This is a genomic window from Georgenia sp. Z2081 (assembly GCF_055326445.1).
The window spans coordinates 327,337-349,817 of the sequence record NZ_JBUZNK010000001.1; the positions used below are offsets into that span (position 1 = coordinate 327,337).

General features: G+C 74.3%; 22 protein-coding genes and 1 tRNA gene. 14 read left to right on the forward strand and 9 right to left on the reverse strand.

Annotated features, from left to right (window positions below; translation table 11 throughout):
- The first annotated feature begins 23 nt into the window (after positions 1 to 23).
- Positions 24 to 1,316 (forward strand): LmeA family phospholipid-binding protein, encoded by a 1,293-nt coding sequence (locus ACZLKG_RS01540; RefSeq protein WP_463647686.1) that lies wholly within the window; start codon positions 24 to 26, stop codon positions 1,314 to 1,316.
- 9 nt (positions 1,317 to 1,325) lie between these two features.
- On the opposite strand, the gene ACZLKG_RS01545 is transcribed toward ACZLKG_RS01540, so the two are convergent.
- Positions 1,326 to 3,440, reverse strand: coding sequence for a cytochrome c oxidase assembly protein (locus tag ACZLKG_RS01545; RefSeq protein ID WP_463647688.1), 2,115 nt, complete (start codon positions 3,438 to 3,440; stop codon positions 1,326 to 1,328).
- A gap of 192 nt (positions 3,441 to 3,632) precedes the next feature.
- On the opposite strand from ACZLKG_RS01545, the gene ACZLKG_RS01550 reads away from it, so the two are divergent.
- The 6 genes from ACZLKG_RS01550 to ACZLKG_RS01575 are packed head-to-tail and all read left to right on the forward strand — an operon-like array spanning position 3,633 to position 9,140.
- Positions 3,633 to 4,664, forward strand: coding sequence for an AAA family ATPase (locus ACZLKG_RS01550; protein ID WP_425707443.1), 1,032 nt, complete (start codon positions 3,633 to 3,635; stop codon positions 4,662 to 4,664).
- A gap of 8 nt (positions 4,665 to 4,672) precedes the next feature.
- The gene (locus ACZLKG_RS01555) at positions 4,673 to 5,563 is read left to right on the forward strand and encodes a DUF58 domain-containing protein (protein ID WP_425707444.1); all 891 of its coding nucleotides are present in this window, start codon (positions 4,673 to 4,675) and stop codon (positions 5,561 to 5,563) included.
- The gene (locus ACZLKG_RS01560) at positions 5,550 to 6,023 is read left to right on the forward strand and encodes a hypothetical protein (protein ID WP_425707445.1); all 474 of its coding nucleotides are present in this window, start codon (positions 5,550 to 5,552) and stop codon (positions 6,021 to 6,023) included. The genes ACZLKG_RS01555 and ACZLKG_RS01560 overlap by 14 nt, the downstream gene beginning before the upstream one ends.
- Entirely contained in the window at positions 6,017 to 7,027 is a 1,011-nt protein-coding gene (locus tag ACZLKG_RS01565; protein ID WP_463647689.1) for a vWA domain-containing protein, read from the forward strand. The genes ACZLKG_RS01560 and ACZLKG_RS01565 overlap by 7 nt, the downstream gene beginning before the upstream one ends.
- Positions 7,024 to 8,151: a vWA domain-containing protein gene (locus ACZLKG_RS01570; RefSeq protein ID WP_463647690.1), complete on the forward strand. Its 1,128-nt coding sequence runs from the start codon at positions 7,024 to 7,026 to the stop codon at positions 8,149 to 8,151. Before ACZLKG_RS01565 ends, ACZLKG_RS01570 begins: the two co-directional genes overlap by 4 nt.
- Complete coding sequence (locus ACZLKG_RS01575; protein WP_463647691.1) at positions 8,148 to 9,140, forward strand: hypothetical protein; 993 nt, start codon at positions 8,148 to 8,150, stop codon at positions 9,138 to 9,140. Before ACZLKG_RS01570 ends, ACZLKG_RS01575 begins: the two co-directional genes overlap by 4 nt.
- Before the next feature lie 7 nt (positions 9,141 to 9,147).
- Here the strand turns inward: ACZLKG_RS01575 and ACZLKG_RS01580 are convergent, their stop codons facing one another.
- From ACZLKG_RS01580 to ACZLKG_RS01590, 3 genes are read right to left on the reverse strand one after another with little or no spacing between them, the layout of a single operon-like run.
- The gene (locus tag ACZLKG_RS01580) at positions 9,148 to 9,561 is read right to left on the reverse strand and encodes a type II toxin-antitoxin system death-on-curing family toxin (protein ID WP_463647692.1); all 414 of its coding nucleotides are present in this window, start codon (positions 9,559 to 9,561) and stop codon (positions 9,148 to 9,150) included.
- Positions 9,558 to 9,749 (reverse strand): DNA-binding protein, encoded by a 192-nt coding sequence (locus ACZLKG_RS01585; RefSeq protein WP_463647693.1) that lies wholly within the window; start codon positions 9,747 to 9,749, stop codon positions 9,558 to 9,560. The genes ACZLKG_RS01580 and ACZLKG_RS01585 overlap by 4 nt, the downstream gene beginning before the upstream one ends.
- 53 nt (positions 9,750 to 9,802) lie before the next feature.
- Positions 9,803 to 10,417, reverse strand: a complete 615-nt coding sequence (locus ACZLKG_RS01590; RefSeq protein WP_463647694.1) for a TetR/AcrR family transcriptional regulator — start codon at positions 10,415 to 10,417, stop codon at positions 9,803 to 9,805.
- 108 nt (positions 10,418 to 10,525) lie between these two features.
- On the opposite strand from ACZLKG_RS01590, the gene ACZLKG_RS01595 reads away from it, so the two are divergent.
- Positions 10,526 to 10,972, forward strand: coding sequence for a hypothetical protein (locus ACZLKG_RS01595; protein ID WP_463647695.1), 447 nt, complete (start codon positions 10,526 to 10,528; stop codon positions 10,970 to 10,972).
- Here ACZLKG_RS01595 and ACZLKG_RS01600 read toward each other — a convergent pair.
- The 3 genes from ACZLKG_RS01600 to ACZLKG_RS01610 are packed head-to-tail and all read right to left on the reverse strand — an operon-like array spanning position 10,938 to position 14,922.
- Complete coding sequence (locus tag ACZLKG_RS01600; RefSeq protein ID WP_425707452.1) at positions 10,938 to 11,408, reverse strand: (deoxy)nucleoside triphosphate pyrophosphohydrolase; 471 nt, start codon at positions 11,406 to 11,408, stop codon at positions 10,938 to 10,940. The genes ACZLKG_RS01595 and ACZLKG_RS01600 overlap by 35 nt on opposite strands.
- The gene (locus ACZLKG_RS01605) at positions 11,405 to 12,376 is read right to left on the reverse strand and encodes a transglutaminase family protein (RefSeq protein WP_463647696.1); all 972 of its coding nucleotides are present in this window, start codon (positions 12,374 to 12,376) and stop codon (positions 11,405 to 11,407) included. The genes ACZLKG_RS01600 and ACZLKG_RS01605 overlap by 4 nt, the downstream gene beginning before the upstream one ends.
- A gap of 2 nt (positions 12,377 to 12,378) precedes the next feature.
- Positions 12,379 to 14,922, reverse strand: a complete 2,544-nt coding sequence (locus ACZLKG_RS01610; protein ID WP_463647697.1) for a circularly permuted type 2 ATP-grasp protein — start codon at positions 14,920 to 14,922, stop codon at positions 12,379 to 12,381.
- Between the two features lie 181 nt (positions 14,923 to 15,103).
- On the opposite strand from ACZLKG_RS01610, the gene ACZLKG_RS01615 reads away from it, so the two are divergent.
- Positions 15,104 to 15,174, forward strand: a tRNA-Gly gene (locus tag ACZLKG_RS01615).
- 168 nt (positions 15,175 to 15,342) lie between these two features.
- Here the strand turns inward: ACZLKG_RS01615 and ACZLKG_RS01620 are convergent.
- Entirely contained in the window at positions 15,343 to 16,257 is a 915-nt protein-coding gene (locus ACZLKG_RS01620; protein WP_425707455.1) for an OmpL47-type beta-barrel domain-containing protein, read from the reverse strand.
- A 183-nt stretch (positions 16,258 to 16,440) separates the two neighbouring features.
- Between ACZLKG_RS01620 and ACZLKG_RS01625 the strand changes: the two genes are divergently transcribed.
- Positions 16,441 to 16,920: a LapA family protein gene (locus ACZLKG_RS01625; protein WP_425707456.1), complete on the forward strand. Its 480-nt coding sequence runs from the start codon at positions 16,441 to 16,443 to the stop codon at positions 16,918 to 16,920.
- Positions 16,921 to 17,011: 91 nt separating this feature from the next.
- Here ACZLKG_RS01625 and ACZLKG_RS01630 read toward each other — a convergent pair whose 3' ends face one another.
- Positions 17,012 to 18,661 carry a hypothetical protein gene (locus ACZLKG_RS01630; RefSeq protein WP_425707457.1) on the reverse strand — a complete coding sequence of 550 codons (1,650 nt, stop codon included), beginning with the start codon at positions 18,659 to 18,661 and terminating at the stop codon, positions 17,012 to 17,014.
- 208 nt (positions 18,662 to 18,869) lie between these two features.
- Between ACZLKG_RS01630 and ACZLKG_RS01635 the strand changes: the two genes are divergently transcribed.
- The 4 genes from ACZLKG_RS01635 to ACZLKG_RS01650 all read left to right on the forward strand — a co-directional run bounded on the left by ACZLKG_RS01635 (position 18,870) and on the right by ACZLKG_RS01650 (position 22,407).
- Positions 18,870 to 19,403: a hypothetical protein gene (locus tag ACZLKG_RS01635; protein WP_425707458.1), complete on the forward strand. Its 534-nt coding sequence runs from the start codon at positions 18,870 to 18,872 to the stop codon at positions 19,401 to 19,403.
- 157 nt (positions 19,404 to 19,560) lie between these two features.
- Positions 19,561 to 20,487 carry a YqeB family protein gene (locus tag ACZLKG_RS01640; RefSeq protein ID WP_425707459.1) on the forward strand — a complete coding sequence of 309 codons (927 nt, stop codon included), beginning with the start codon at positions 19,561 to 19,563 and terminating at the stop codon, positions 20,485 to 20,487.
- 103 nt (positions 20,488 to 20,590) lie between these two features.
- A complete protein-coding gene (dcd, locus tag ACZLKG_RS01645; protein ID WP_425707460.1) occupies positions 20,591 to 21,169 on the forward strand; it encodes a dCTP deaminase in 579 nt (192 codons plus the stop codon).
- The gene (locus ACZLKG_RS01650) at positions 21,166 to 22,407 is read left to right on the forward strand and encodes a hypothetical protein (RefSeq protein ID WP_463647698.1); all 1,242 of its coding nucleotides are present in this window, start codon (positions 21,166 to 21,168) and stop codon (positions 22,405 to 22,407) included. The genes dcd and ACZLKG_RS01650 overlap by 4 nt, the downstream gene beginning before the upstream one ends.
- Positions 22,408 to 22,481: the final 74 nt, after the last annotated feature.

Consider the following 22,481-nt stretch of genomic DNA (forward strand, 5'->3'; position numbering starts at 1 on the left):
GCCGCTCACCCTAGGGTTGTCGCGTGCTGCCCGGGACCTCCGACGACGACATGGACCGCTCGCCCGACCCCGTGGCGGATCCGACCGGGCCCCCGGGGACCGATGCCGCCGACGCGGCGCATCCCGAGTCCGATCCGGATGCGGCACATCCCGAGCCCGATCCCGACGTCCTGCCCGAGCCGGTGCCCGACGTCGTCGCCGAGGCCGGCACCGACCAGGGGTCGGAGCCCCCGACGGCGAGCACCGCACCCCGTGCGAGCGAGCCCGCGAGCGAGGTGCCCGAGCTCCCCGAGCACGGTGAGGTGGAGGCTTCCGGGTCGGCCACGTCCGCCCACGAGCGCGACACCGCCGAGCTCGACGGCGCGGGCGGTACCGCCGTGGTCCCGGTCGTCGAGGGTGGCGCCCCTCTCGCGTCGGACGCCGCGGCCGGGTCCGACGCCGCGCCCGGCGCCCAGGACGCCGGCGCGGTGGCCGATCCCTCCCCGCACGACGACCCCGACCACGCGCGTGCCGAGCACAGCGACCGCGACCCGGGCACCCCCGCGGCGCTCGCCGCCGTCCAGGGCGCGGCCCAGGCCGTGCGTGGCTGGTGGCGCCGGGCGGGCTCCGGCGTGGTCCAGCGCTGGGTGCTCTCGCTGGTGATCGCGTCGCTGGTGCTCGTCGTCGGACTGCTCGTCGCCGACCGCTGGGCCCTCATGCGGGCGCGCGCCGAGGCCGACGACGCGATCGTCTCCTTCACCCAGGAGGTCGAGAACCCGGACGTGCGGCTGGACGGCTTCCCCTTCCTCCCGCAGGTGGTCTCCGGCCGCATCGACCGCATCGATTTCACGGCCGACCGCATGGTCCTGCCGGACGTCGAGCTGATGGACGTCCGGGGCTGGATGACCGGCGTCGGGTTCCGGGCCCCGATCGAGGTGGCCCGCCTCGAGGCGAGCGGCACGGTCCCGCTCGAGCTGGTGCAGGAGCAGGTGGCGGAAGCGACGTTCGACGTTCCCGTCCTCGGCGAGCGCAGCTTCGAGGCGGACATCGAGGGCAACGAGCTCGTACTGACGACGAGCATCCTCGGCGGGGACATCCACGTCACCGCCGACGTCGCGCCCACCGACGACGGCCGCGGCATCCACCTCCACCTCGACCGGGGCACGCTCGGCGGCGTCAGCACCGAGCTGTCGTCGATCCCGCTGGTCGGCAGCCGGCTGCCGCTCGACCACTACGTGCCGCTCGAGGGCCTGCCCGAGGGGCTGGTCCTCACGAGCACGACCGTCGTCGGGGACGGGATCGCGGTGGGCGTCGAGGGCGACGACGTCCGGTTCTGACCCGCTGGGCTACCGGCCCCGGTCGCCCCGCGCCCGGGCGGCCAACATCTCGTTGTACGCGGCCAGCTCGGCATCGCCGTCGGCGTCGGCCCGGCGGTCGACGCGCCGGGCCTCCTTCTTCTCCGACCGCGCCCACTGCACCGCCACCCCGACGGCCAGCGCGAGCGTCGGGAACTCGCCGACGCCCCAGGTGATCGCGCCGCCGACCTCCTGGTCGGCCATCGCGTCCACGCCCCAGGGCAGGCCGAGCCAGCCGAAGTGGCCGGCGCCGAGCAGCGAGGTCGCCTGCATGACGGCGACTCCGAAGAACGCGTGGAAGCCCATCGTCGCGATGAGCAGGACGAGCCGCAGCGGGTACGGCGGTCGCGTCGGCCCGGGGTCGATGCCGATGAGGGCGTTGGCGAACATGTACCCGGCCAGGGAGAAGTGGACGACCATGAGGATGTGGCCCACGTGGCTGCCGAGCGCCAGGTCGAACAGCGGCGTGAAGTAGAAGACGACGAGGGAGCCCGCGAAGTTGGCCCCCGCGACGATCGGGTGCGCCCAGGCCTTCGCCCACGGCGACCCGACGAGCGCGAGCAGCCACTCCCGCGGCCCGCGCGACCCGTCCTGGCGGACCGGGAGCGCGCGGAGCGCGAGCGTGACGGGGGCGGCGAGCACCACGAACAGCGGGACGAGCATCGTCAGCGCCATGTGCATCGCCATGTGGACGCTGAACAGGACGTCCCCGTAGACGGCCGGCGCCCCGATCGTGAGGTAGGCGAAGACGGCCATCCCCAGGTACCAGCAGATCGTCCGGCTCACGGGCCAGCGGATGCCGCGGCGCCGCAGCCGGAGCGCCCACCGCCCGTACACGAGGAGCCCGGCGCCGACCATGAGGACGAAGAGGGGGTCGAGTCGCCACACCGTGAGGTAGGCGAGGGGGGTCGGGAACGGCGGGACCGGCGAGTTCGTCAGCACGTAGGTCGGCGTCGGGTCGGGCGGCGGCGCGATCGGCACCGGCGTCTCGCTGGACCCGAGCGCGACCGCCACCCCGACGACGGCGGACATGAGGACGACCTCGCCGAGCGCCAGGCGCGTGAACGCGCCGCGGGCACCGCGCGCGAGGGCGGGCAGGGTCGAGCGCCGGTGCCATCCGCCCGCGGCGAGCAGGAGGCCGGTGGCGATGATCTTCACCAGCAGCAGGCGACCCCAGCCCGTGGTGACGAGCTCGCCGAGGCCGTTGACGCGCAGGAGGGCGCTCGCCACCCCGGACAGGACGACGAGGATCGACGCCCAGGCCGCGATCGACGAGTAGCGCGGCGCCGCCCGCGAGAGGTCCGACGAGCCCAGGTGGCGGCCGGCGAGGAGCAGCCCGGCGAGGCCCCCCATCCACAGCACGACCCCGGCGAGGTGCAGCCACATGCCCGTCATCGCGACCTCGTGGTTCGCGGCCCCGTTGGCGTGGCCGGTGAAGCCGATCGGCGCGAGCGCCACGACGCCGAGCACGGCGGTCCACGCGGCGCCGGCCGGCCCGGAGGTCGAGACCGCGACCAGCCCCACGAGCAGCGCGAGCACCGATGCGCACACGAGCGTGACCCCGAGGTCGAGCTCGGTGACGAACTGCCGCAGCGAGGCGGTGTAGAGCTCACCGGTCAGCGGCTCGCCCACGACGGACGCATGCGTGAGCAGGAGGTGGGCGACCTGGGCGGGCCCCCACACGACGGCCGCCGCGGTCCCCGCGCGCACGACGGCGGTCCACGCCTTCGTCGGGGGCCTCGCCGCATGCCTGCGGTCGTTCCGGACGGGGGCCGGCGTCGACCCGGTGCGCTCGCCCGGGGCGGCCGCGGCGCGGGCGGCGCGCTCGCGTGCGCTGACCCTGACGGTGCGCGCCTTCGCGGGGCCGACGAGGACAACTGCGGCCACCGCGAAGCAGCCGACGGTCAGCGTCGCCGCGAGGTGCGTGACGACCGTGACCAGCGGGAGTCCCCAGCGGACGAGGGCGCCGGGGTCGGCGAGCAGCGCGGGCTCGGCCGCCCCGGAGGAGAGGAGCGCCAGGACCAGCGCCACGACGGCTGCGGCGCACACCAGGAGCCCGCCGGCGACGGCCCGTCGCGCGCCGGGGGTCACGGGCAGGCTGGGCACCCGGCCAGGGTACGTCGGCACCCTGCCCGGCCCGGGTTCGCCCGGAGGTGTGGACGGCGGAGGTGTGGACGAAGGGGTGCGCACGGCGGTGGGAAGCACTGCCCTGTGCGCACCACGTGCGGGCGGGTCCGCGTCGGTAGTCTGCTCGGGCCACCCCGCCGGAGTGGTACCGAGCATCGTGAGGGAGTACTCGTGCCTGAGTGGACCGCCCAGCCCGAGCAGCAGGCGAGGGCCCGCGTCAAGCGGATCAAGGACGACGAGGTCTGGCGCGCCACCGACCTCGTCCGCCAGGTCACCGAGGTCTTCAACACGCGGGTCGTCGGCCAGGACGACCTGCGCCGGGCCCTGCTCTCCACCCTCATGGCCGGCGGCCACATCCTCCTGGAGTCCGTGCCCGGCCTGGCGAAGACGACGGCCGCCCAGACGCTGGCGTCCGCCGTCTCGGGCTCGTTCCACCGCATCCAGTGCACGCCCGACCTCATGCCGAACGACATCGTCGGCACGCAGATCTACAACTACGCGACCGGCGAGTTCACGACCCAGCTCGGCCCCGTGCACGCGAACCTCGTCCTGCTCGACGAGATCAACCGCTCCTCGGCCAAGACGCAGTCGGCGATGCTCGAGGCGATGCAGGAGCGCCAGACCTCGATCGGCGGCGAGGTCTACCCGCTGCCCCGGCCCTTCATGGTGCTCGCCACCCAGAACCCCATCGAGGAGGAGGGCACGTACGTCCTCCCCGAGGCCCAGATGGACCGCTTCGTCCTCAAGGAGGTCCTCACCTACCCGACGCCGACCCAGGAGGTCGAGATCCTCTCCGGGATCGCGTCGGGCTCGCTCAACAGCCCGATCGACACGCAGCCGATCAGCCTCGAGGACGTCGAGCTGCTCCAGGACCTCACGTCGCGCGTCTACGTCGACATGTCGATCAAGCAGTACATCGTCGCCCTCATCAACACCACGCGTGGCGGCGGGCCCCGACCGCTGCCCGGGTTCTCCGACCACGTCCGGGTGGGCGCCTCCCCGCGCGGCGGGATCGCCCTGCTGCGCGTCGCGCAGGCGGTCGCCCTCCAGGAGGGGCGCACCTACGTCGTGCCCGACGACGTCAAGCTGCTGCGCCACGCGGTCCTGCGGCACCGGCTCGTGCGCACGTACGACGCGCTGGCCAAGAACGTCGCCCCCGAGGCGCTCGTCGACGCGGTCTTCGCCGCCGTCCCGACGCCGTAGGGGACCCGGTGGATCGGTCGAGCTCCAGGCTGGAGCAGATCCGGGCGCGGCTCGAGCTGCCGACGGTGCGCCGCGCGAGCGGTCTCCTCGACGGCCGGCACCGCTCGATCTTCTCCGGGCACGGCCAGGACTTCGACGACCAGGTCGAGTACCACCCCGGCGACGACGTCAAGGACATCGACTGGAAGTCCTCGGCGCGCGCGGGTCATCCCATCATCCGGCGCTTCGTGCGCGAGTCGAACCTGTCGACCGTCCTCGCCTTCGACACCGGCGTGTCCATGGCCGCCACCAGCGCCTCGGGCATCTCGAAGAAGGACGTCGCGATGTTCGCGGCGGACATCATCGCCTACGTCGCCCGTGCCCGCGGCGACCTCGTCGCGCTCGTCGCCGGGGACGCCGAGCGGATGGTCCAGCGGCCCGCGCGGCACGGCACCGCGCACCTGGAGTCCGTGCTGGGCATCGTCGACGACGCGCTCACGCTCGAGGCGCCGCACTCCGACGTCGGACGGGTGATGGACCGCGTCCTCACCGGCTTCCCCCAGCGCTGCCTGGTCGTCCTCATCACCGACGAGGCCCGGCCGGGCCCCGAGCACGAGGACTCGCTGCGCCGGCTGCGCACCCGCCACGAGGTCCTCGTCGTGCGCGTCGGCGACGCGATGCCCACCGCGCAGGGCATCGGTCCCACCGCCGACGTCGACGGCTGGGAGCGCCTGCCGGCGTTCGTCCGGGACGACCACGTGCTCGCCGCGCAGGTCGACCAGGCGGCGGCCAGCCGCGCCACCTCAGCCACCCGGCTGCTCGACCGCCGCGGCGTCCACCACGTCGTCGCCTCGTCCGAGGACGAGGTCGTCGGCGCACTGCTCGACCTGCTGGGGAGGTCTCGACGTGTCCGCCGTTGACCTCGGCACCGACCTCGCCGGGCTGCGGGACTACCCCTGGTGGGTCCTCGTCACCGGCGTCGTGCTCGTGCTGGCCGCCGCCGCGTGGATCGCGTTCGTCCTCGTGCTCACCTCCGCACGGCGCGAGCGCGCCCGGACGGCCGTGCCGCTGACGATGGCCGACTCCGAGCGCGCCCGCTTCCTCGCCGAGGTCGAGGAGCACTACGCCGCCTACGAGGCCGGGGCGCTCGACCTGCGGGCCCTGCACCTCAAGCTCGCCCGCACGATGCGCGCGTTCGTCTCCGAGCGCGTCGGTCGCGACGTGCGCTCGTGGACGGTGCGGGACATCTCGGGCCACGACCCCACCGCTCGCGCCGGTTCGCTGCTGCGCGTGTGGGAGGAGCCGAGCTTCGCCCACCGGTCCGACGCCGAGGCCCGGGCCGCACGTGACGGCGCCGTGGAGGTGATCGAGCGATGGTGACTCCTTGGCTGTGGCCGGTCGCGATCGTCGTCGTGCTCGCCGCGGCGGCCCTGGGCTGGTTCTTCGCGGTCCGCGGCACCCGACGACCCGAGGACGTCACGTGGGTGGCGAACTCGAGCTTCATCCGGTCCCTGCCGCGCTACCAGCAGCGCATGCGGACGATGCGGATCCTCCTGGGCGGTGCCGCCGCGGTGCTCGCGCTGACCAGCGTCGCCGGCGGGGCGCTCGCCGCCCGCCCGGTCGACCGGGACGTCCGGCACGAGGAGCTGACCAACCGGGACATCGTGCTCTGCCTCGACGTGTCCGGCTCCATGATCGAGTTCGACGCCGAGATCATGGCGGAGTTCCAGGAGCTCGTGGAGTCCTTCGACGGCGAGCGCATCGCCCTCAACATCTGGAACTCGACCACCCGGGTGGTCTTCCCCCTCACCGACGACTACGCCCTGGTCAACGAGGAGCTCGAGCACGGCGCGGAGGTCCTCGGCTCCTACCTCGACTGGAGCAGCACGGACTGGGAGGAGATCGACTCCTACATGCGCGGCACCACGTCGACGAGCTCGATGTCCTCCTCGCTCATCGGCGACGGCCTCGCGAACTGCGTCAACGGCTTCGACCTCGACGACGACGAGCGCTCCCGCTCGATCATCCTCGCCACCGACAACGAGATCGCGGGCGACCCGGTCTACGAGCTGGAGGAGGCCGCCGAGCTCGCGCAGGAGCGCGGCGTGACCGTGCACGGTCTTTACGCCTCGACCCTCGGCTCGGCCGGTGGCCCCATGCGGGACGAGTACGAGAGCGTGGTCACGGAGCACGGCGGCGTGTTCTACGAGCTCGGCGACCCCGGAGCCGTCCCGGCGATCGTCGAGCAGGTCCAGGACCAGCAGGAGGCCGAGCTCGACGCCGACCCGACGGTCGTCGTCACCGACCGCCCCGACCGGTGGCTCGGCTGGCTCGTCGCCGGTCTGACCGGGTTCCTCGTCCTCGTCTGGCGGGTGCGCTCATGACGCTGCGCTGGGCCTGGGACTGGTGGATCGTGGCACTGGTCGCGCTCGTCCTGCTCGCGATCTGCGTGCACGGGCTGCTGCGCGCCCGCTCCTCGGACGAGGGCACGCAGTGGTCCTGGGTGCGGCGCACGGGCATGGTGCTGTGCGTCGTCGTCGTGGGCATGGCGCCCGCGATCCCCGCCGAGGAGACCGAGGTCGGCACCAACGCCGACGTGTTCTTCGTCGTCGACCGCACCGGGTCGATGGCCGCCGAGGACTACGAGGACGCCCAGCCCCGCCTGGCCGGTGTGCGCGCCGACATGGCCGAGATCGTGGAGTCGATGCCGGGCGCCCGGTTCTCGATCGTCGCGTTCGACTCGCAGGCCACCCGCGAGCTTCCGCTGACCAGCGACGCGCGCGCCGTCGGGACCTGGGTCGACACCCTGCGGCAGGAGGTCACCTACTACTCCGGCGGCTCGTCCATCGACCGGCCCCGCCAGAGCCTGACCGAGGCCCTGGCCCGCGCCGAGGAGTCCAGCCCTGGCAACGTCCGCCTCGTCTTCGTCCTGTCCGACGGCGAGAACACCGCCGGCGACACCTCCCAGCAGCAGCTGCCGGGCGCGTGGTCCGACTCGGCGCCGTACATCGACGGCGGCGCGGTCCTCGGCTACGGCACCGCCGACGGCGGGCAGATGCGTAGCTATGACGGCACCGAGCGCACGGGGCCGGGCACCACCGCGCCCTACATCATCGACGACTCCACCGGAGAGCCCGCGATCTCGACGATCGACGAGGCGAACCTGCGGACGGTGGCCGAGGAGCTCGGCGTGGGGTACGAGCACCGCACCCAGCCCGGCGGCCTGGACCAGCTGGTCGCGGGCATCGACGTCGAGGCCATCGCCCGGGCCGACGGTCGCCAGAACGTCGACGTCTACCGGGACGTGTGGTGGCCGGCGATGTACGTCCTGGTCGCCCTGCTCGCCTGGGAGGCCTTCGAGCTCGCCCGGCGGATGCGCGCCACCTTCGACACGGAGGCGACCCGGCGCGCGGCGCTCGCCGCGCGTGCGGGCTCCGGCGGGCGGGGTGGTCCGGGTGCGGGCGGCGGAGCGGCCGGTGGTCCGCGAGCCTCAGGAGGTAGGTCATGACCCTGACGACAGGCGACGACGCGCGCCCCGACGAGGCCGGGCGCGGCCTTCCGGAGCGGCTGCGACGCAGGCGCCGCATGCTCGCGTGGTCCGCTCCGCTGCTGGGCATCGCGCTCACGGCGGGACCGTTCCTCATCGGGATCGCCCTCGCCGACGACTCCCACCGGTCGACCGCGGAGGAGAATCCTGCCGCGGCGATCGACGGATATGCCGCCCTGGCCGACGACACCCGGTTCGGACCGCGCCCGTGGATCGCCGTCTACAACACGGGTACCTCCGCGCTCATGGCGGAGCAGGCGGCGACCGCCGTCACCGAGCTGACCGAGGCTCTCGAGCTGGTCCCGGAGGGGACCGAGGGTGACGACGGTGAGGTCGACCCCGAGCTGCCCGAGTGCCTCGTGCGTCGCAACCTGTCCCTGTCCTACGAGACCCTGGCGGACGAGGCGCTCGCCGCCGAGGACCGGCCGATGGTCGAGCAGCACCTCACCGACGCCCTCGAGGCGCTGGGCCCGTGCACCACCGAGCCGATCGAGGACGAGCCGTCCGAGAGCCCGTCGGACAGCCCGTCCGACGACCCCTCGGAGAGCCCGTCGGAGAGCCCGTCCGAGAGCGAGTCGCAGGACGGCGGTGAGGACCCGTCGCAGGACGAGCCGCAGGAGGGCGACGAGGACTCGTCGCAGGACGGCGAGGATGGTGAGGACGAGTCGCAGGACGGCGAGAGCGGCAACCCCAACGACGAGATCCAGCGCCGGCAGGACGAGAGCCGCGAGCAGAACCGGGAGGCCCAGCGCCAGGAGGAGGAGGGCTCCGAGGGGGACGACGGCGAGGACCCCTCGGACGACGGTGAGGGGGGCGAGGACGGCGAGGAGGAGTCGAGCCTGTCGCCGCAGGAGCAGGAGCTGCAGGACCGCAACGCCGAGGCCGAGCAGGACCAGCGCCAGCAGGAGCAGCGTGGCGGCGGAGGGTACGGGGGCGGCCAGAACTGGTAGTCGGGCCTCAGTCCGCCGAGGTCTGCGGGGGCGGTACCGGGCTCGACCAGATGGCGAGTCGCTCGGCGATGTCCGGTAGTGCGAGCTCGCCCGCGATGATGTCGAGGAGGAGCTGTTCGCCGGACTCCGTGGACGGTGCGCGCAGCGCGACGTCGTTGAACCGCAGGAACAGCTTGGTCGCCGCCCACGCCATGCGCTTGTTGCCGTCCACGAGGGCGTGATTCCGGACCAGCGACTGCATCAGTGCCGCTGCCTGGGCCGACAGTGTCGGGTAGGCCGGTTCACCGAATGCGCTGGCCCGCGGTCGCATCAACGCGGAGTCGAGCAGGCCGGCGTCCGTGATCAGAAGGTCTGCACCTTCCTCGGCCATCATCGCGATGCCGAGCTCGGTGACGTCCTCCAGGGTGAGGAAGTAGGTCACTGTGCGAGACGGTGCAACAGCTCGCGGTCCTCGTCGAGGATGTGCCGGATGAACCGAGCGCGGTGCTCACCGTGGAGCATCTGCCGGATCCCGTCGACGGCTGCCTGCTGCATCGACGTGTTGTGCTCGGCGGCATAGGCGCGCAGGGCTTCTGTGTCCTCGTCCGTGAGCCGCAGGTTCATCGCCATGCACCAACGGTACCGCAAGCGGTACTACTGCCTCGAGCTCCTCGCGCGTCGATCTAGGCGAACGCCGGCGCGGCCGGTATCCGCACGCCGACGGCCCGCAGGACGAACTCCTGGGTGGCGGTGATGAAGTCCTCGCGCTCGGCCTCGTCCGTGGGCAGGCGGCGACCGGACAGGCAGGCGTGGACGAGCTGGACGGTGACGTCGAAGTCGCTCTCGCCGATGAGCTCCTCCGCGCGCGCCTGGGCGAGGATCTCCCGCAGGAGGAGCTCGACCCGACCGACGTGGGCGCGGAGGTTCTCGGCGGCGTCGCGCGAGATGATCTCCTTGAGCGCCGGCCCGGGGGCCGAGTGGTAGGAGCGGTCGAGCTGGAGCTGGTCGCGGACGTAGGTCCGCAGCTGCTCGACGGGGTCGTCGATCGCGGCCAGTCGCGCGGTGAGCGCCTCGGTGAAGTCGGCGGTCTCCTGCTCGATGAAGCCCAGCAGCAGCGCCTCCTTGTCCGCGAAGTGGTTGTAGACGGAGGTGCGGCCGACGCCGGCGTCCGCCGCGATCTCCGCGAGCGAGAGCGCGTCGAAGCCGCGCTCGCGCATGAGGCGGTCGAGCGAGGCGAACAGGGCGCGGCGCGTGAGGTCGCGGTGCTCCGCGAGCGAGCCGCCGATGATCCGAGGCATGGAGCGATGATGCCATGTTCTGACGCATACGGGGAATCTGTCTGATCGAACGACCCGGGCGGTGGGCCCGACGGGACCGGTAGGTTGATCCGCGGAGAGGGGGCCGCCTTGCGCGACGACGACGCACGACCCGGCACGCCGGCCACTGCCGGCGCGGCCGCGGTGCACGTCGGCGACGGTGCGCACGGGACGCCGTCCCTCGACGCCACCGGGGCACGCGCCGACGACGACGCCGACGCCGCCAGGTCGCGGCGCCGCCGGACGACCGTGATCGTCGCCGCGGTGTGCCTGGTGCTCGTCCTCGTCATGACGATCATCGCCGCCGTGCTCGTCGGACCGCGCCGCCCCGCGGAGTACGGGGACTGGCTGCCGCTGGACCGGCTGTGGGACGAGTGCGCGGCGGGCGACGGCCCGGCCTGCGACGAGCTGTTCGTCGAGTCGCCGATGCGCAGCGACTACGAGCGGTTCGGTAGCTCGTGCGGCGACCGGTTCCCCGGCGCCACCCTCTCGTGCGTCGACCTCATGACCAACCGTCCCGACGAGCGGCAGCAGTAGCAGGGGCGGCAGCAGGAGGGGTCCGGCCGAGCCGGGCGCGCATGGCGGCTGCGATCGGCACGTCGCCGTCGAGCCAGTCGAGGTCCTGCAGGCCCGCCGGGCCGACCCATGCCAGCTCGTCGTGGTCCTCGAGCGGCGCCGGTGTGCCGGCGGTCAGCCCGGCCCACCACACGCGCATGACCATCCCCTCGACGATCGGCCAGTCGCCCGACTCCGGCCCGGGCAGCAGCTCGCCGAGCTCGACGCTCACGCCCAGCTCCTCGGCGAGCTCGCGGTGCAGGGCCTCCGCGGGCTCCTCGCCGTGCTCGACCTTGCCGCCGGGCAGCTCCCAGCGGCCGGCGAGGTGCTCGGGCGCCGAGCGGCGGGCGCACAGCACGAGGGGGTGTCCGCCGTCGTCGTCGACGATCGCGGCGGCGACGACGAGGCGCGGGCTCACCACTGCTCACCCCGCTCGGCCCGGGCGACGAGATCGGTCAGCTCGGCCTGGTCGACCGGCCACAGGTCGACCCCGACGTCGAGGGTGGAAGAGCCCTCGTCCCGGTAGACGATGCCGGACAGCGGCGAGACGTCCCGGAAGTCGCGGCCCCACCCGAGGACGACGTAGCGCGAGTCGACGAACTGGTCGTTCGTGGGGTCGAGGTGGACCCACCCGCCGCCGGGGACCCACACGGCCACCCAGGCGTGGGTGGCGTCGACCCCGCGCAGTTTCTCCCGTCCGGGCGGCGGCCGCGTCTCGATGTACCCGGACACGTAGCGGGCCGACTGCCCGACCGCGCGCAGCGCGGCCACCATGAGGTGCGCATAGTCCTGGCACACGCCCCGGCGACGCTCGAGGATCTCCTCCAGCGTGGTGCGCACCGTGGTGGTGCCCGGCGCGTACTCCAGGTCGGTGAAGATGCGGTGGCACAGGTCCCAGGCCGCGGCGACGACCGGCCGGTCCGGGGCGAACGACTCCGCCGCGTAGGCGAGGACGGACTCGCCCGGGCTCGCGTGCTCGGACGGCAGGCTGTGGTCGACGATCGACATCACCGAGCTCGCCCCCTCGCCGTGCTCCGCCTGCCCGGTGGCCCGCATGACGGCGACCTGGGCCGCGGACTCCTCCCACGCCACGTGAGGCAGCCGCGCCGGGTCGCTGCGGCGGTCGATCGTCAGCAGCGACCGGGCGACGACCTCGAGCTCGGTGTGGTCGCTCGTGACGTGGAAGTACGTCACCCGGTTGCCGTGGACGTCGAGGTGCTCGGCGATCTCGCCGGGCTCCGGCGTGACGGTCAGGGACGTGGCGTGCACGTGCTGCCCGCCCACCTGCCGGGGCAGGATGAGCGCCCGCCCGTAGCTGCTCGTCACGGTCGTCTCGTACGTGTAGGTCGTCCGGTGCTCGAGCCGGTAGTACGACGTGGTCGGCACGGTCACTGCTCCCACCGCCCCTCGGTCCAGCGCGAGGCCGGCGTGCGCCGGAAGTGCACGGCGGTGATCTCGCCGGTCAGCTCACGCAGCCGCCACGAGATCGACGTGAGGATCTCCTCCAGGTGCGTGCGGGTGCCGTCGTCCCGCACCTCCTCCGCACGCTCGGTGCGCAGCTCGGCGAGCAGCTCGCGGACCTGGGCGAGCAGCTCGTCGCGCTGACCGGTCGTGCGGGCCAGGGCCGGCAGCTGCTCGAGGTGCTGCTGGAGGGCGGCGACCTGGAACGCGAGCGCGCGCGGGTTGGCCTCGTCGAGCAGGAGCAGCTCGAGCGCGGCGCCGAGCCCGCCGGCCGGGTAGCGGCGGCGGAACGTGATGACCGAGTCGTGGGCGGTGAGCACCGACTCCAGGACGAGCTCCTCGGCGCCCGCCGCCCGTCGTCGGCTGAACGGCTCGAGCGCCCGGACCACGCCCTGGGCGCGCTCGAGACGCCGACCCACGTCCAGCAGGCGCCAACCGATGTCCCGCACGAGGGACTCGGTGAAGATCCCGTGCAGGGCCATGAGCGACTCGAGCAGGCGCGAGAGCGTCGACTGCACGCCCGTGAGCTCGTCGGTGGCCCTGCGGCGCTCGCGCCCGATCACCCGCTCCAGGCTGGCGATCACCGTGAGGACCTCGGGCGGAAGGTTGTCGCGCACCCCGCGCGCGTCGCGCTGGATGCGCTGCACGCACCAGGCGACCGAGCCCGCGAGCGACCGGTCCGTGACGAGCGCCCCGAACGCGGGGTCGTCCGGAGTGAGTCCCAGCGCGCGCACGAGGACGTCGAGGGCGTCGTGGCCGGACCCGCCGGGGCCGGCCGGCTCGTCGTGGTTGGTTGTCTCGTCCTGCGCGTCCGCCTCGTCCGGCCCGATCGCGGTCCCCGGCTCGTCGTCCGGGCGGGAGCGGAAGTCGTCCCAGCGGTCGGTGGCGACCGCCAGCATCCGCACCGTCGCCTCGGCGCGCTCGGTGTACCGGCCGAGCCAGAACAGGTCCTCGGCCGCGCGCGGCGAGACCGCCGTGTCGGGGAACCGGCCCGGCAGGGCGTCCAGCCCGGCGGCCCCCGAGGCCGTCACCGGCTGCGGGCGGTGGGTGATGACCCAGACGTCCTTGGCGCGTCCGTCGAGCGAGCCGCCGAGCGGGGTGGACCGGTCGTCGGCGGCGGACGTCCCGACCGCGCCGGACATCACCTGGTAGTCCGCGCCGTCGACGACGGCGAACAGACGCAGCGACGTGGCGCGCGGGTTCAGCGTGCCGGCGTCGACGGTCGGCGTCGTCGAGGCGTCGACCGGCTCCTCGCCCACCCACCAGCCCGGCCGCTGCGAGATGCGCGCCGCGAGTGCCGCCCGCTCGGCGACGGTGAGCTCCCAGCCCCGCACCGCGCGCTCGGGCCCGGCCACGGGACGGACGACGAGCCGGTGGAGGTTGGCGATGACGTGGTTGCACATCGACCGGTCGCCGCACCAGTAGGTCACGGCCGTGGGGAGCTCGAGGTCCCCGAGGCCGAGGTACCGGGCCGCGCGCGGCAGGTGCGCCCGCACGGCGGGCGACTCGAGCACGCCGGAGCCGATCGGGTTGAGGACCGCGACCGAGCCCGACCGCAGGGCGTGCAGCAGGCCCGGTGTGCCCGCCCCGGCCGAGGACCGGATCTCGAGGGGGTCGACGTCGGCGGCCGGCACGTGGCGCAGCAGGACGTCGACCTGCTCCTCGCTGCCGAGCGAGCGCATCGTCAGCCGGCCGCCGTCGACCCGCAGGTCGGAGCCGTGCACGAGCTGGAGGCCGAGCATCCCTGCGAGGTAGGCCTGGTCGAAGTAGGTGGGGTGCTCGGGGCCGGGGGAGAGGACCGCGACGTGCGGCTCGTCGCCGGCGCCCGCGGGCGCGGCCTCCTGCAGGGACCGGAGCAGCGTCTGGAAGTACGGGCCGACGCGGCGGACGCGGGAGCGCCGGTACACGCCGGAGAGCACCTCGGACACGACGCGGCGGTCCGCCATCGCGTACCCGGCGCCGGCCGGTGTGCCCGTGCGGTCCATGAGGACGGTCCACGTGCGGTCGGCGTTGCGTGCCACGTCGACGGCCAGGTGGAACAGGCGGTGCTCCCCGTGCAGGGGGAGACCCAGCGCGTGGCGGGAGTACCGGGGGTGGGCGAGCACGACCTCGGGCGGGATCGCGCCGGACGTGAGCAGGCGGCGCTCGCCGTAGATGTCGTCCAGGACGAGGTCGAGCAGGTGGGCACGTTGGGCGAGGCCGGACTCCAGGGGCTGCCAGCCGTCGTCGTCGACGAGGACGGGCACGGGGTCGAGGTTCCAGCCGTCCGTGCTGTCCGGCTCCCCGTAGGTGACCGACTGGTCCTGGAGGAGGTCGACGACCTCGTCGGCGACGGCCGTCAGTGTGGCGGGGTCGGCGCCGAAGGGGCGGGTGAGGATCTTCGTCCACGCCCGGCGGTGGTCGGGGTGGGAACCGAGCATCTCGTCGTGGGCGGTGGCTCGGGCACGGTAGTCGTCGACGAGGTCGCTCACGGTCCTCCCGTCGCTCGTCTCCCGCCCGGACCAGGGCGCCCCCGAGGTTACCCGGCCCACCCCGAGGGTCTGCTCACAGTCCGGCGGGCGTGACGTACCCAGGGGTGAGGGTCACAGTCCGGCGCACGTGACGCACCCAGGGGCGCGGGACGGGTACAGTGGTCGGGCGCTCAGGCGCGACGCGGGTGTAGTTCAATGGTAGAACTTCAGCTTCCCAAGCTGACAGCGCGGGTTCGATTCCCGTCACCCGCTCGGATGTGATGTCCCAGGACGTCGTGAACGGCTGGATCCCCGGTGTCGGGGGTTCAGCCGTTCGTCGTCGGTGGCCGTGGCTGGAGCCCGTGGGTGCGGGCGGCCCGGCACCGACGCGCCCCGGTCGACGGGGCCTGGTGCCTGCCGCGGGACGCCCCGCGCGCAGGGCTACCCGGCGTCGACGACCTCGACGGTGATCTCCGCGGGCTCACCGCGCTCGCCCGCGCTGTCGACGCCCGCGTAGGACACGGTGTGCGAGCCGGGCTCGTCGAGGACGATCGCGTCCGCATAGGGCTGCCACTCGCCACCGTCGAGGGAGTACTCGATCGAGTCGACGTCGTCCTGGTCGGCCTCGAGCACGACGCTTGCCGGCGCGTCGAACGCCGAGAGGGGCGCACAGGCGATGGGAAGTCCGGGCGCCTCGAAGTCGTGGATCATCATCGACAGGGGCTGGACGCGCGGGAGCCAGTCCGCGCCCCCCTCTCCGGTCGCGAATCCCGTCGGGCTGGGTTCGAGCGACCCCTCCGGGTCGCCCGTGGAGGACAACCAGATCTCGTTGGGCGGAGACATGGGACCGGTGGGGTCGTCGCCGTAGTGCCCGCCGAAGTCCGCGCACGATCCGTCGTGCAGATGGGCCGGATGCGCCTCGCCGGAGAGCAACCCGTTCGCCTCCGTGGTGATCTCCGTGCCGGACTCGGTCATCACCATGGTGGCCGTGCCCTCGACGACGAGCGTGTTGGTCGGGCTGCCGAGTCCCTCCGCGAGCTCGACGTACTCGCCCGTCGAGGTGCCGAGGATGCGTGCGACCACCGGCCCCTCGTCCACCGGTTCCGCGTCGGGGTCGGCGTCGTCACCGTGCCCCTCGTGCGCGCCGTGCGCGTCGGCCGACCCATGGTCGTGCGAGCCGTGGTCCTCGTGCTCGTCGTCGGCGAGGCCGTCAGCCTGGTCGTCGGAACCGACCTGCGCCCCGTCGGACTCGGCAGCGGGTTCCGGGCCGTCGGGCTCGGAGCCGTCGTCCGAGCACGCCGAGATCACCAGGCCGGAGCCCAGCAGGACGGTGGCGAGTCGGGTCCGTGTGCGCATCGTTGCCCCCAGGCCGTGGTGGCGGCCGTCGTTGCCGCCCGAAGGAGCGTAGTGGAACGCGAGGTGCGGGGGTCGCCACGCTGTACGAGGTCGCGCCGCGTGGACGCGTCTCGCCGCGCACCGACGGGCATGCGTGTCTACGCTGTGGCTCCGAACATCCTCGTCATTACGGAAGGCGTCAGAATGAACCGCGCACCCGACCCCTCCGCCGGCGAGCCCACGGCCGCCGGGTGGCCCGTCGACGACGGTCGGTCGGCGGAGAGCCACGGCGAGTACGTGCCCGGCGACCGGGAGCACCCGCCCGGGACGACGGCGCGGCCGCCCGCGACCACCTCGACCGGTCCGCGACCCGGGGCGGGTTCCTCCCAGGTCCAGATGCCCGCGCGCCAGCGCCCCGGTATCGCCGTCAGCACGTGGGTCGCGCTCATCCTCGGCGCGGTGATCCTCGTGCTCGTGCTGGTCTTCATCCTGCAGAACAACGTCCCGGCGGACTTCAGCTTCCTGGGCTGGAGCTTCGAGCTGCCGCTCGGCATCGCGATGCTGTTCGCGACCATCGCCGGTCTGCTCGTGATGGCGTTGTTCGGCTCGGTGCTGCTCGTCCGGGACGCGCGCCGGGTGCGCAGGCTGGAGAAGGAGCTCGCGGCGCTCCGGCAGGGTCGCTGACCGGCACAGCCTCACCGGCCGCCGCCTGACCAGGGACCAGGTCGCCGTCGCGGGCCGTCGTGGTTCCGGCCCTCGATGAGCCCGCCCCGGCCTATCCCGCCCGGGTGGGTCCGGCCACGGCCGCGTCTGCGCCGGCCCCGGCCCGTGCCGCACGGATCGCGGAGATGTTGATCAGCAGCGTGAGCGTGAACGCGATCGTCGCCGAGGTGAGCATCGCCAGCACCATGCCGAGGGCGTCGGTGGCGACGAACGGCACCGCCACGGCGGGAAGGTACGCAGTGGCCTCGACCCCGAACAGCCCCACCATGCCGCCGCCGACCGTGGCGGCGAGCAGGGCGGTGCCGAGGACGCGCCGGTCGCCGAACATGAACGGGTAGGACGCCTCGACGAAGGTGCCGAAGAAGAAGTTGACCGCGCCGCCCGAGCCGGCCAGGGCCCGTTCGCCGGAGGTCCTGGGGCGGACGACGTTCGCCAGCGTGATGCCGAGGGAGACCATCACCAGCGCCACCATGTCGACGGCGCCGAAGAAGCTGTGCCCCTTCTGTCCCATCTCCAGCAGCACCAGCGGCAGGATCACCGAGTGGTACACGCCGGCGATGATGGCCGGCCACATCACGGCCCCGGCCAGCGCGCCGGCCAGCAGCGGGTTGACGTCGACGGCCCACTCGATCGACAGCTGCACCCACTCGCCGAGGAGCCGGGTGAGCGGCGCGAGCGCGAAGTACACGAGCAGACCGGGCAGCAGGCCGGCGACGGCGCCGGTGGTGATGTTGGCGGTGGTCGCCGGGAACCGTCGGGCCAGCGTCCACCGCAGCAGGAACGACGCCGCGAGGCCGGCGAGGATCCCGCCGACCAGCCCGCCGAGGATGCCGCCGGGCGCCGAGAGGATCCCGGCGATCGCCCCGGTCACGAGACCGACCTCGTCCAGGCCGCTGACCCGGCGCGCGGCAACCGCGGCGACCACGATCGGCAGCGCCGCGATGAGCATGTCGAAGACCGGGGTGAGCGCGTCCGCGCCCGGGATCCTCGAGACGGCGAGGACGAGCGCCAGCGCGATGAACGCGGGGATGGAGCCGACCATGATCCCGCGCAGGCTGATGCGCCGCCACGCCGGCCCCGAGGCGCCGGCGCTCGAGCCGGCCACGCCGGCGGACCCGCCCAGCGCGGGTCGGTACGGCACCTTCCAGTGCCGGGCGAGGCCGGACACGTAGGACACCGCACGGGTCGAGCTCGTGGTGCCGGTGGTCCCCGACACGGAGACCAGGTCGAGACCGAGGCGCTGGGCCGTCGCGATCGAGGTGCCGCCCGTCCCGGCGGCGGGGATGCCGGCCGCCACCGCCGCCTCGACCGTGCGCCGGTTGGTGTCGGTCGGGTCGGCGCTCATGAGCACGAGGCCGTCCACGTGCCCGCCGCTCACGAGCGCGGCCGACCGCTCGTCCATGGCGCGGGCCTCCACGTTGACCTCCTCGAGCGTGCCCGCGCGCAGCACGGTGGGCTCGCCGTCGACCATGCTCCACAGCTCGGCCGCGGTGGACGGCGAGATCCCGTCCATCGACGTCGCCGCGGCCACGAGCTGGACCGGACCGACGGCGAGGCCGGCGGCGTCGAGCTGGCGGGCGACGTCGCGCAGCAGCCGGGCGGGGTCGTCGCCACCGTGGCTCCTCAGGTTCCCCCCGCTGCTGCCCAGGACGGCGACGGTGCGGCTCCGCGGACGTGGGGTCTCCTGCGGTGCGTCGGGCATGGCGGTGGGCCTCTCGGGGCGTGCGGACGGGTCACGGCACAGTAGAGGTGCGGCGCCGACGGCGCGCGCCCGTCCGGTCCCCGGGCCCCTCCCCGGGCCCCTCCCCGGGCCCCTCCCCGGGCGGAGGTCGGGCTCGCGCGCCCTGCCGCCGGGGCGCGTGGCCGGTCGGGGCCGGTCCCCGCCCGGGCACCCGTGCCAGGCTGGGTGCATGACGACCCGCGCCCAGCTCCGCAAGGCGGCACTCGCGCTCCCGCAGGTCGAGGAGCGCGGCACGCGCGCCGACGCCGCGTTCCTGGTCGACGACGAACGGTTCGCCGCGGTCGACGGCCCCTGGGCCGTGCTGCACCTGGACCAGGCGGACGCCGACGAGGTGCTCCGCTCGTACCCCACGGCCGAACCGCTCGACGAGGAAGGCGCCCCAGCGGGCGTACGGGTCCGGGTCGCCGACATCGACGGCATGGCGCTCAACCACTGGGTGCGTCGCGCCTGGACCTCCCGCGCCCCGGCGCGCGTGAGCGCGGACGCCGAGAGCGCCGCGACGGCGGAGCCCGGTGAGGTCGGCGACCTCCCGCGCAGCATCGGGCGGCCCGCCACGCGCGCCCTCGCCGCCGCCGGGATCACCACGCTGGCGCAGATCGCCGAGACGACGGACGACGACCTGCTCGACCTCCACGGCGTGGGACCCCGGGCGGTGACCCTCCTGCGGGAGGCCGTCGCCGAGGTGCCTGGACAGCACGGCTAGTCGGGGCTCCCGAGCCCCGACCCGAGCCCCGCCCCGCGCCCGTACCTACGCGTGCGCCCGTGGGTGGAGGCCCGTCATCCTCCGGGCGGATCGCGGGCGGGCACTTCTACCCGCAAGAGGGACGCCCTCCGGCGCCCTGCCGCGCCATGCTCCTGCTATGACCTCGACGCCGCCCGCCGCCACGCGGCACCCGCGCGCGCCGTCGAACCGGAGGGGGCGCGTCATGACCATCGACGAGCGGACCCGGAGCAGGCGCCGTGCGCCCCGGCTCCCGCAGCTGCAGCCTCGTCCGGCGAAGGTCGCCCAGGAGCCGACCGAGCCCGAGCGAGCCCACGTGACCACCATCGACCCCACGACCGGGCCGGCCGACGAGTCCGCCCGCCGCCCGCCCGCCGCGACGCGCGTGCGGGCCCGCACCGGTCGCCGCCTCTCCCTCGCCGTCGGGCTCCCCCTGGGTGGCGCCGTCGTCGGTGCGCTCCTGGCCCTCGTCGTCGAGCTCGTCGCGCACCTGACGGCGTTCGGCGGCGTGCTCGGCTACGGCGACCGCCTCGGCGAGCCCGTGGCCCTGCTCGTGGGGGTCGGGCTCGGCGTCGTGCTCGGCGCCGTCGTCGCGGCCGCCGCCCTGCGCGAGACGATGCGCGCGGAGGTCTCCGACCGCTCGCTGTCGATCACCTGGGACGACGCCCGCGTCTGCGTGCCGCGCGCGCTCGTCGGGACGATCGTCCTCGGCGAGGACCTCGTGGTCCTCGGCCGCGGCGGGGTCGAGCTCGCCCGGCTCCCGCTCCGGCTGTCGGAGGAGCCGCTGCGCCGGGCGCTGGTGGAGCACGGCTACCCCGAGCCGCAGGACGACGACCCCCACGAGGACGACTTCCGCACCTGGACCGAGGGCGACGCGCTCGACGACGCGACGGCCCGCCTGCTCGCCGCCCGGGCCGCCGCCGTCCAGGACGGTCAGCACGGCGACGCCGAGCTTCTCCGCCGCCAGCTCGCCCGCCGGGGCGTCATGGTCCGCGACCGGGGCTCGCGCCCCGCGCAGCAGCAGTGGCGTCGCGTCGTGGGCCGCGGGACCGCCGCCGCGGCCTAGCGGTCCGGGTCGGCGTCCGACGTCCGGCATCCGGCCCGCCGGCCCGTGCGCGGGCCCTCGGTCGGGGACGGACGCCGCCGCCCCGCGATGGCACAATCGATCCGTGCTGCTCTCCGACCGCGACATCCGCGCGCAGATCGACGCAGGGCGCGTGGGCCTCGAGCCGTTCGACCCGGCCGCCGTGCAGCCCGCGAGCATCGACGTCCGGCTCGACCGACGGTTCCGCCTCTTCGACAACCACCGCTACGACGTCATCGACCCGTCCGCCGACCAGCCCGACCTCACGCGGCTCGTCGAGGTCGGCCCCGACGAGCCCCTCGTGCTGCACCCCGGCGAGTTCGTCCTCGGCGCGACCTTCGAGCAGGTCACCCTCCCCGACGACGTCGCCGCCCGTCTCGAGGGGAAGTCCTCGCTCGGGCGGCTCGGCCTGCTCACCCACTCCACGGCGGGGTTCATCGACCCCGGCTTCACCGGGCACGTGACGCTCGAGCTGTCCAACACGGCGACGATGCCGATCCGGCTCTGGCCGGGCATGAAGATCGGCCAGCTGTGCTTCTTCCGCCTCACGTCCGCCGCCGAGCGGCCGTACGGGCAGGGCGCGGACGGATCGCGCTACCAGGGTCAGCGCGGGCCGACGGCGTCCCGGTCCCACCTGCGGTTCAACCGCGTCGACGTGTCATGACCACCCGCCGGGCCCGCCGCGAGGCGGAACGCGAGCTCGAGCGTGCGCGCGAGGCGGACGGGACCCCGGCGCCAGGCGGTCCCGGAGACGTCACCGCGCCGCCGCGTCGCCGGCGCCGCGACCGTCGGGCCGAGGGGCCGGCGGAGACCTCGGACGCCGCGGGGGGCGCGGTGGACGCCTCCGGACAGGTGCCCGGCGGGCCGACGTCGACCGCCCCCTCCGGGCCGCGCACCCGTCGGCTCGACCGCTCCGTCGCGACGAACCACCATCTGCTCGTGCTCGAGCGGCACACCAGTGCGAGCGCGCTCGCGGGCGTGCTCGTCGAGCGGCTCCCCGACCTGCGCACCCGCCGGGACGACGAGATCATCCTCGGCCCGGGCGCGGTACTCACGGGCCCGTGGGAGGTGACCCCGGAGCTGGCCGCCGACCTCGACCTGCCCGGGGCCTGCGCGTTCGTGCTGCGCGTGCGGCCCGACCGCGGCGAGCCCGCCCCGCCCGAGCTCAGGGGCCTCGCGCCGCTCGAGGACGCGTTCCCCGACGGCACCCCGCAGGGCGACGAGCTGCGCGCTCTGGAGAACGTCCAGGCGCTCGCGCGGCGCCTCGGCGGTGCGGTCCGCGTCACCGGCACCGGCGCCGTCGTGGTCCCCGACCCGGCCTCGGTGGTCGACCGTCTCGTGCGCAGCGAGGTCGAGCTCGGCGCCACCGAGCTGGCGGTCCTCCTCGACCGGTTCCTCGACGACGTCGTCATCCTCTCCGACGACATCTGGGGCGGCGGCTCCTCGTCCGTCGGCGGACGGATGGTGGGCGACGGGCCGGAGTGGGCGCGGGACATGGTGACGATCGAGGTGACGACGGTGGCTCCCGTCGTCGAGCTCCCGGCGATCCGCCCTCGGGCGACCACAGGAGGCGACGGCGCCCTCCCGGTGCCGCCGCTCGAGCCGCCGGTCCTGGGCCAGGGCGGGGCGGGCCGTGGATCGCTCGCCGAGCACTCCGACGACGCCACCCCCGACGCCGTGCCCGGCTCCCGGCCGGTCCTCACCTACGAGGTGCGGTTCCGCCCCGGGCGCCCGTACGAGGTCCTCGGCACCCACCCGACGCGCGCCGGACGGCGCTCGAGGCGCGAGGGCCGCCGCGTCGTGGACGGTGTCGCGGCGGACCTCGTCCGGCTCATCGGTGGCCACGTGGTCGACGACGACGGTTTCGTCCGCTCGACCGACGGCGCCGAGTCCGGCGACTGAGACGCGGCCGCGGGGGGTCGGTCGCCACGGCTCGGCCCCTCCTATCCTACGGACCGATATCCGTTGCACACCGG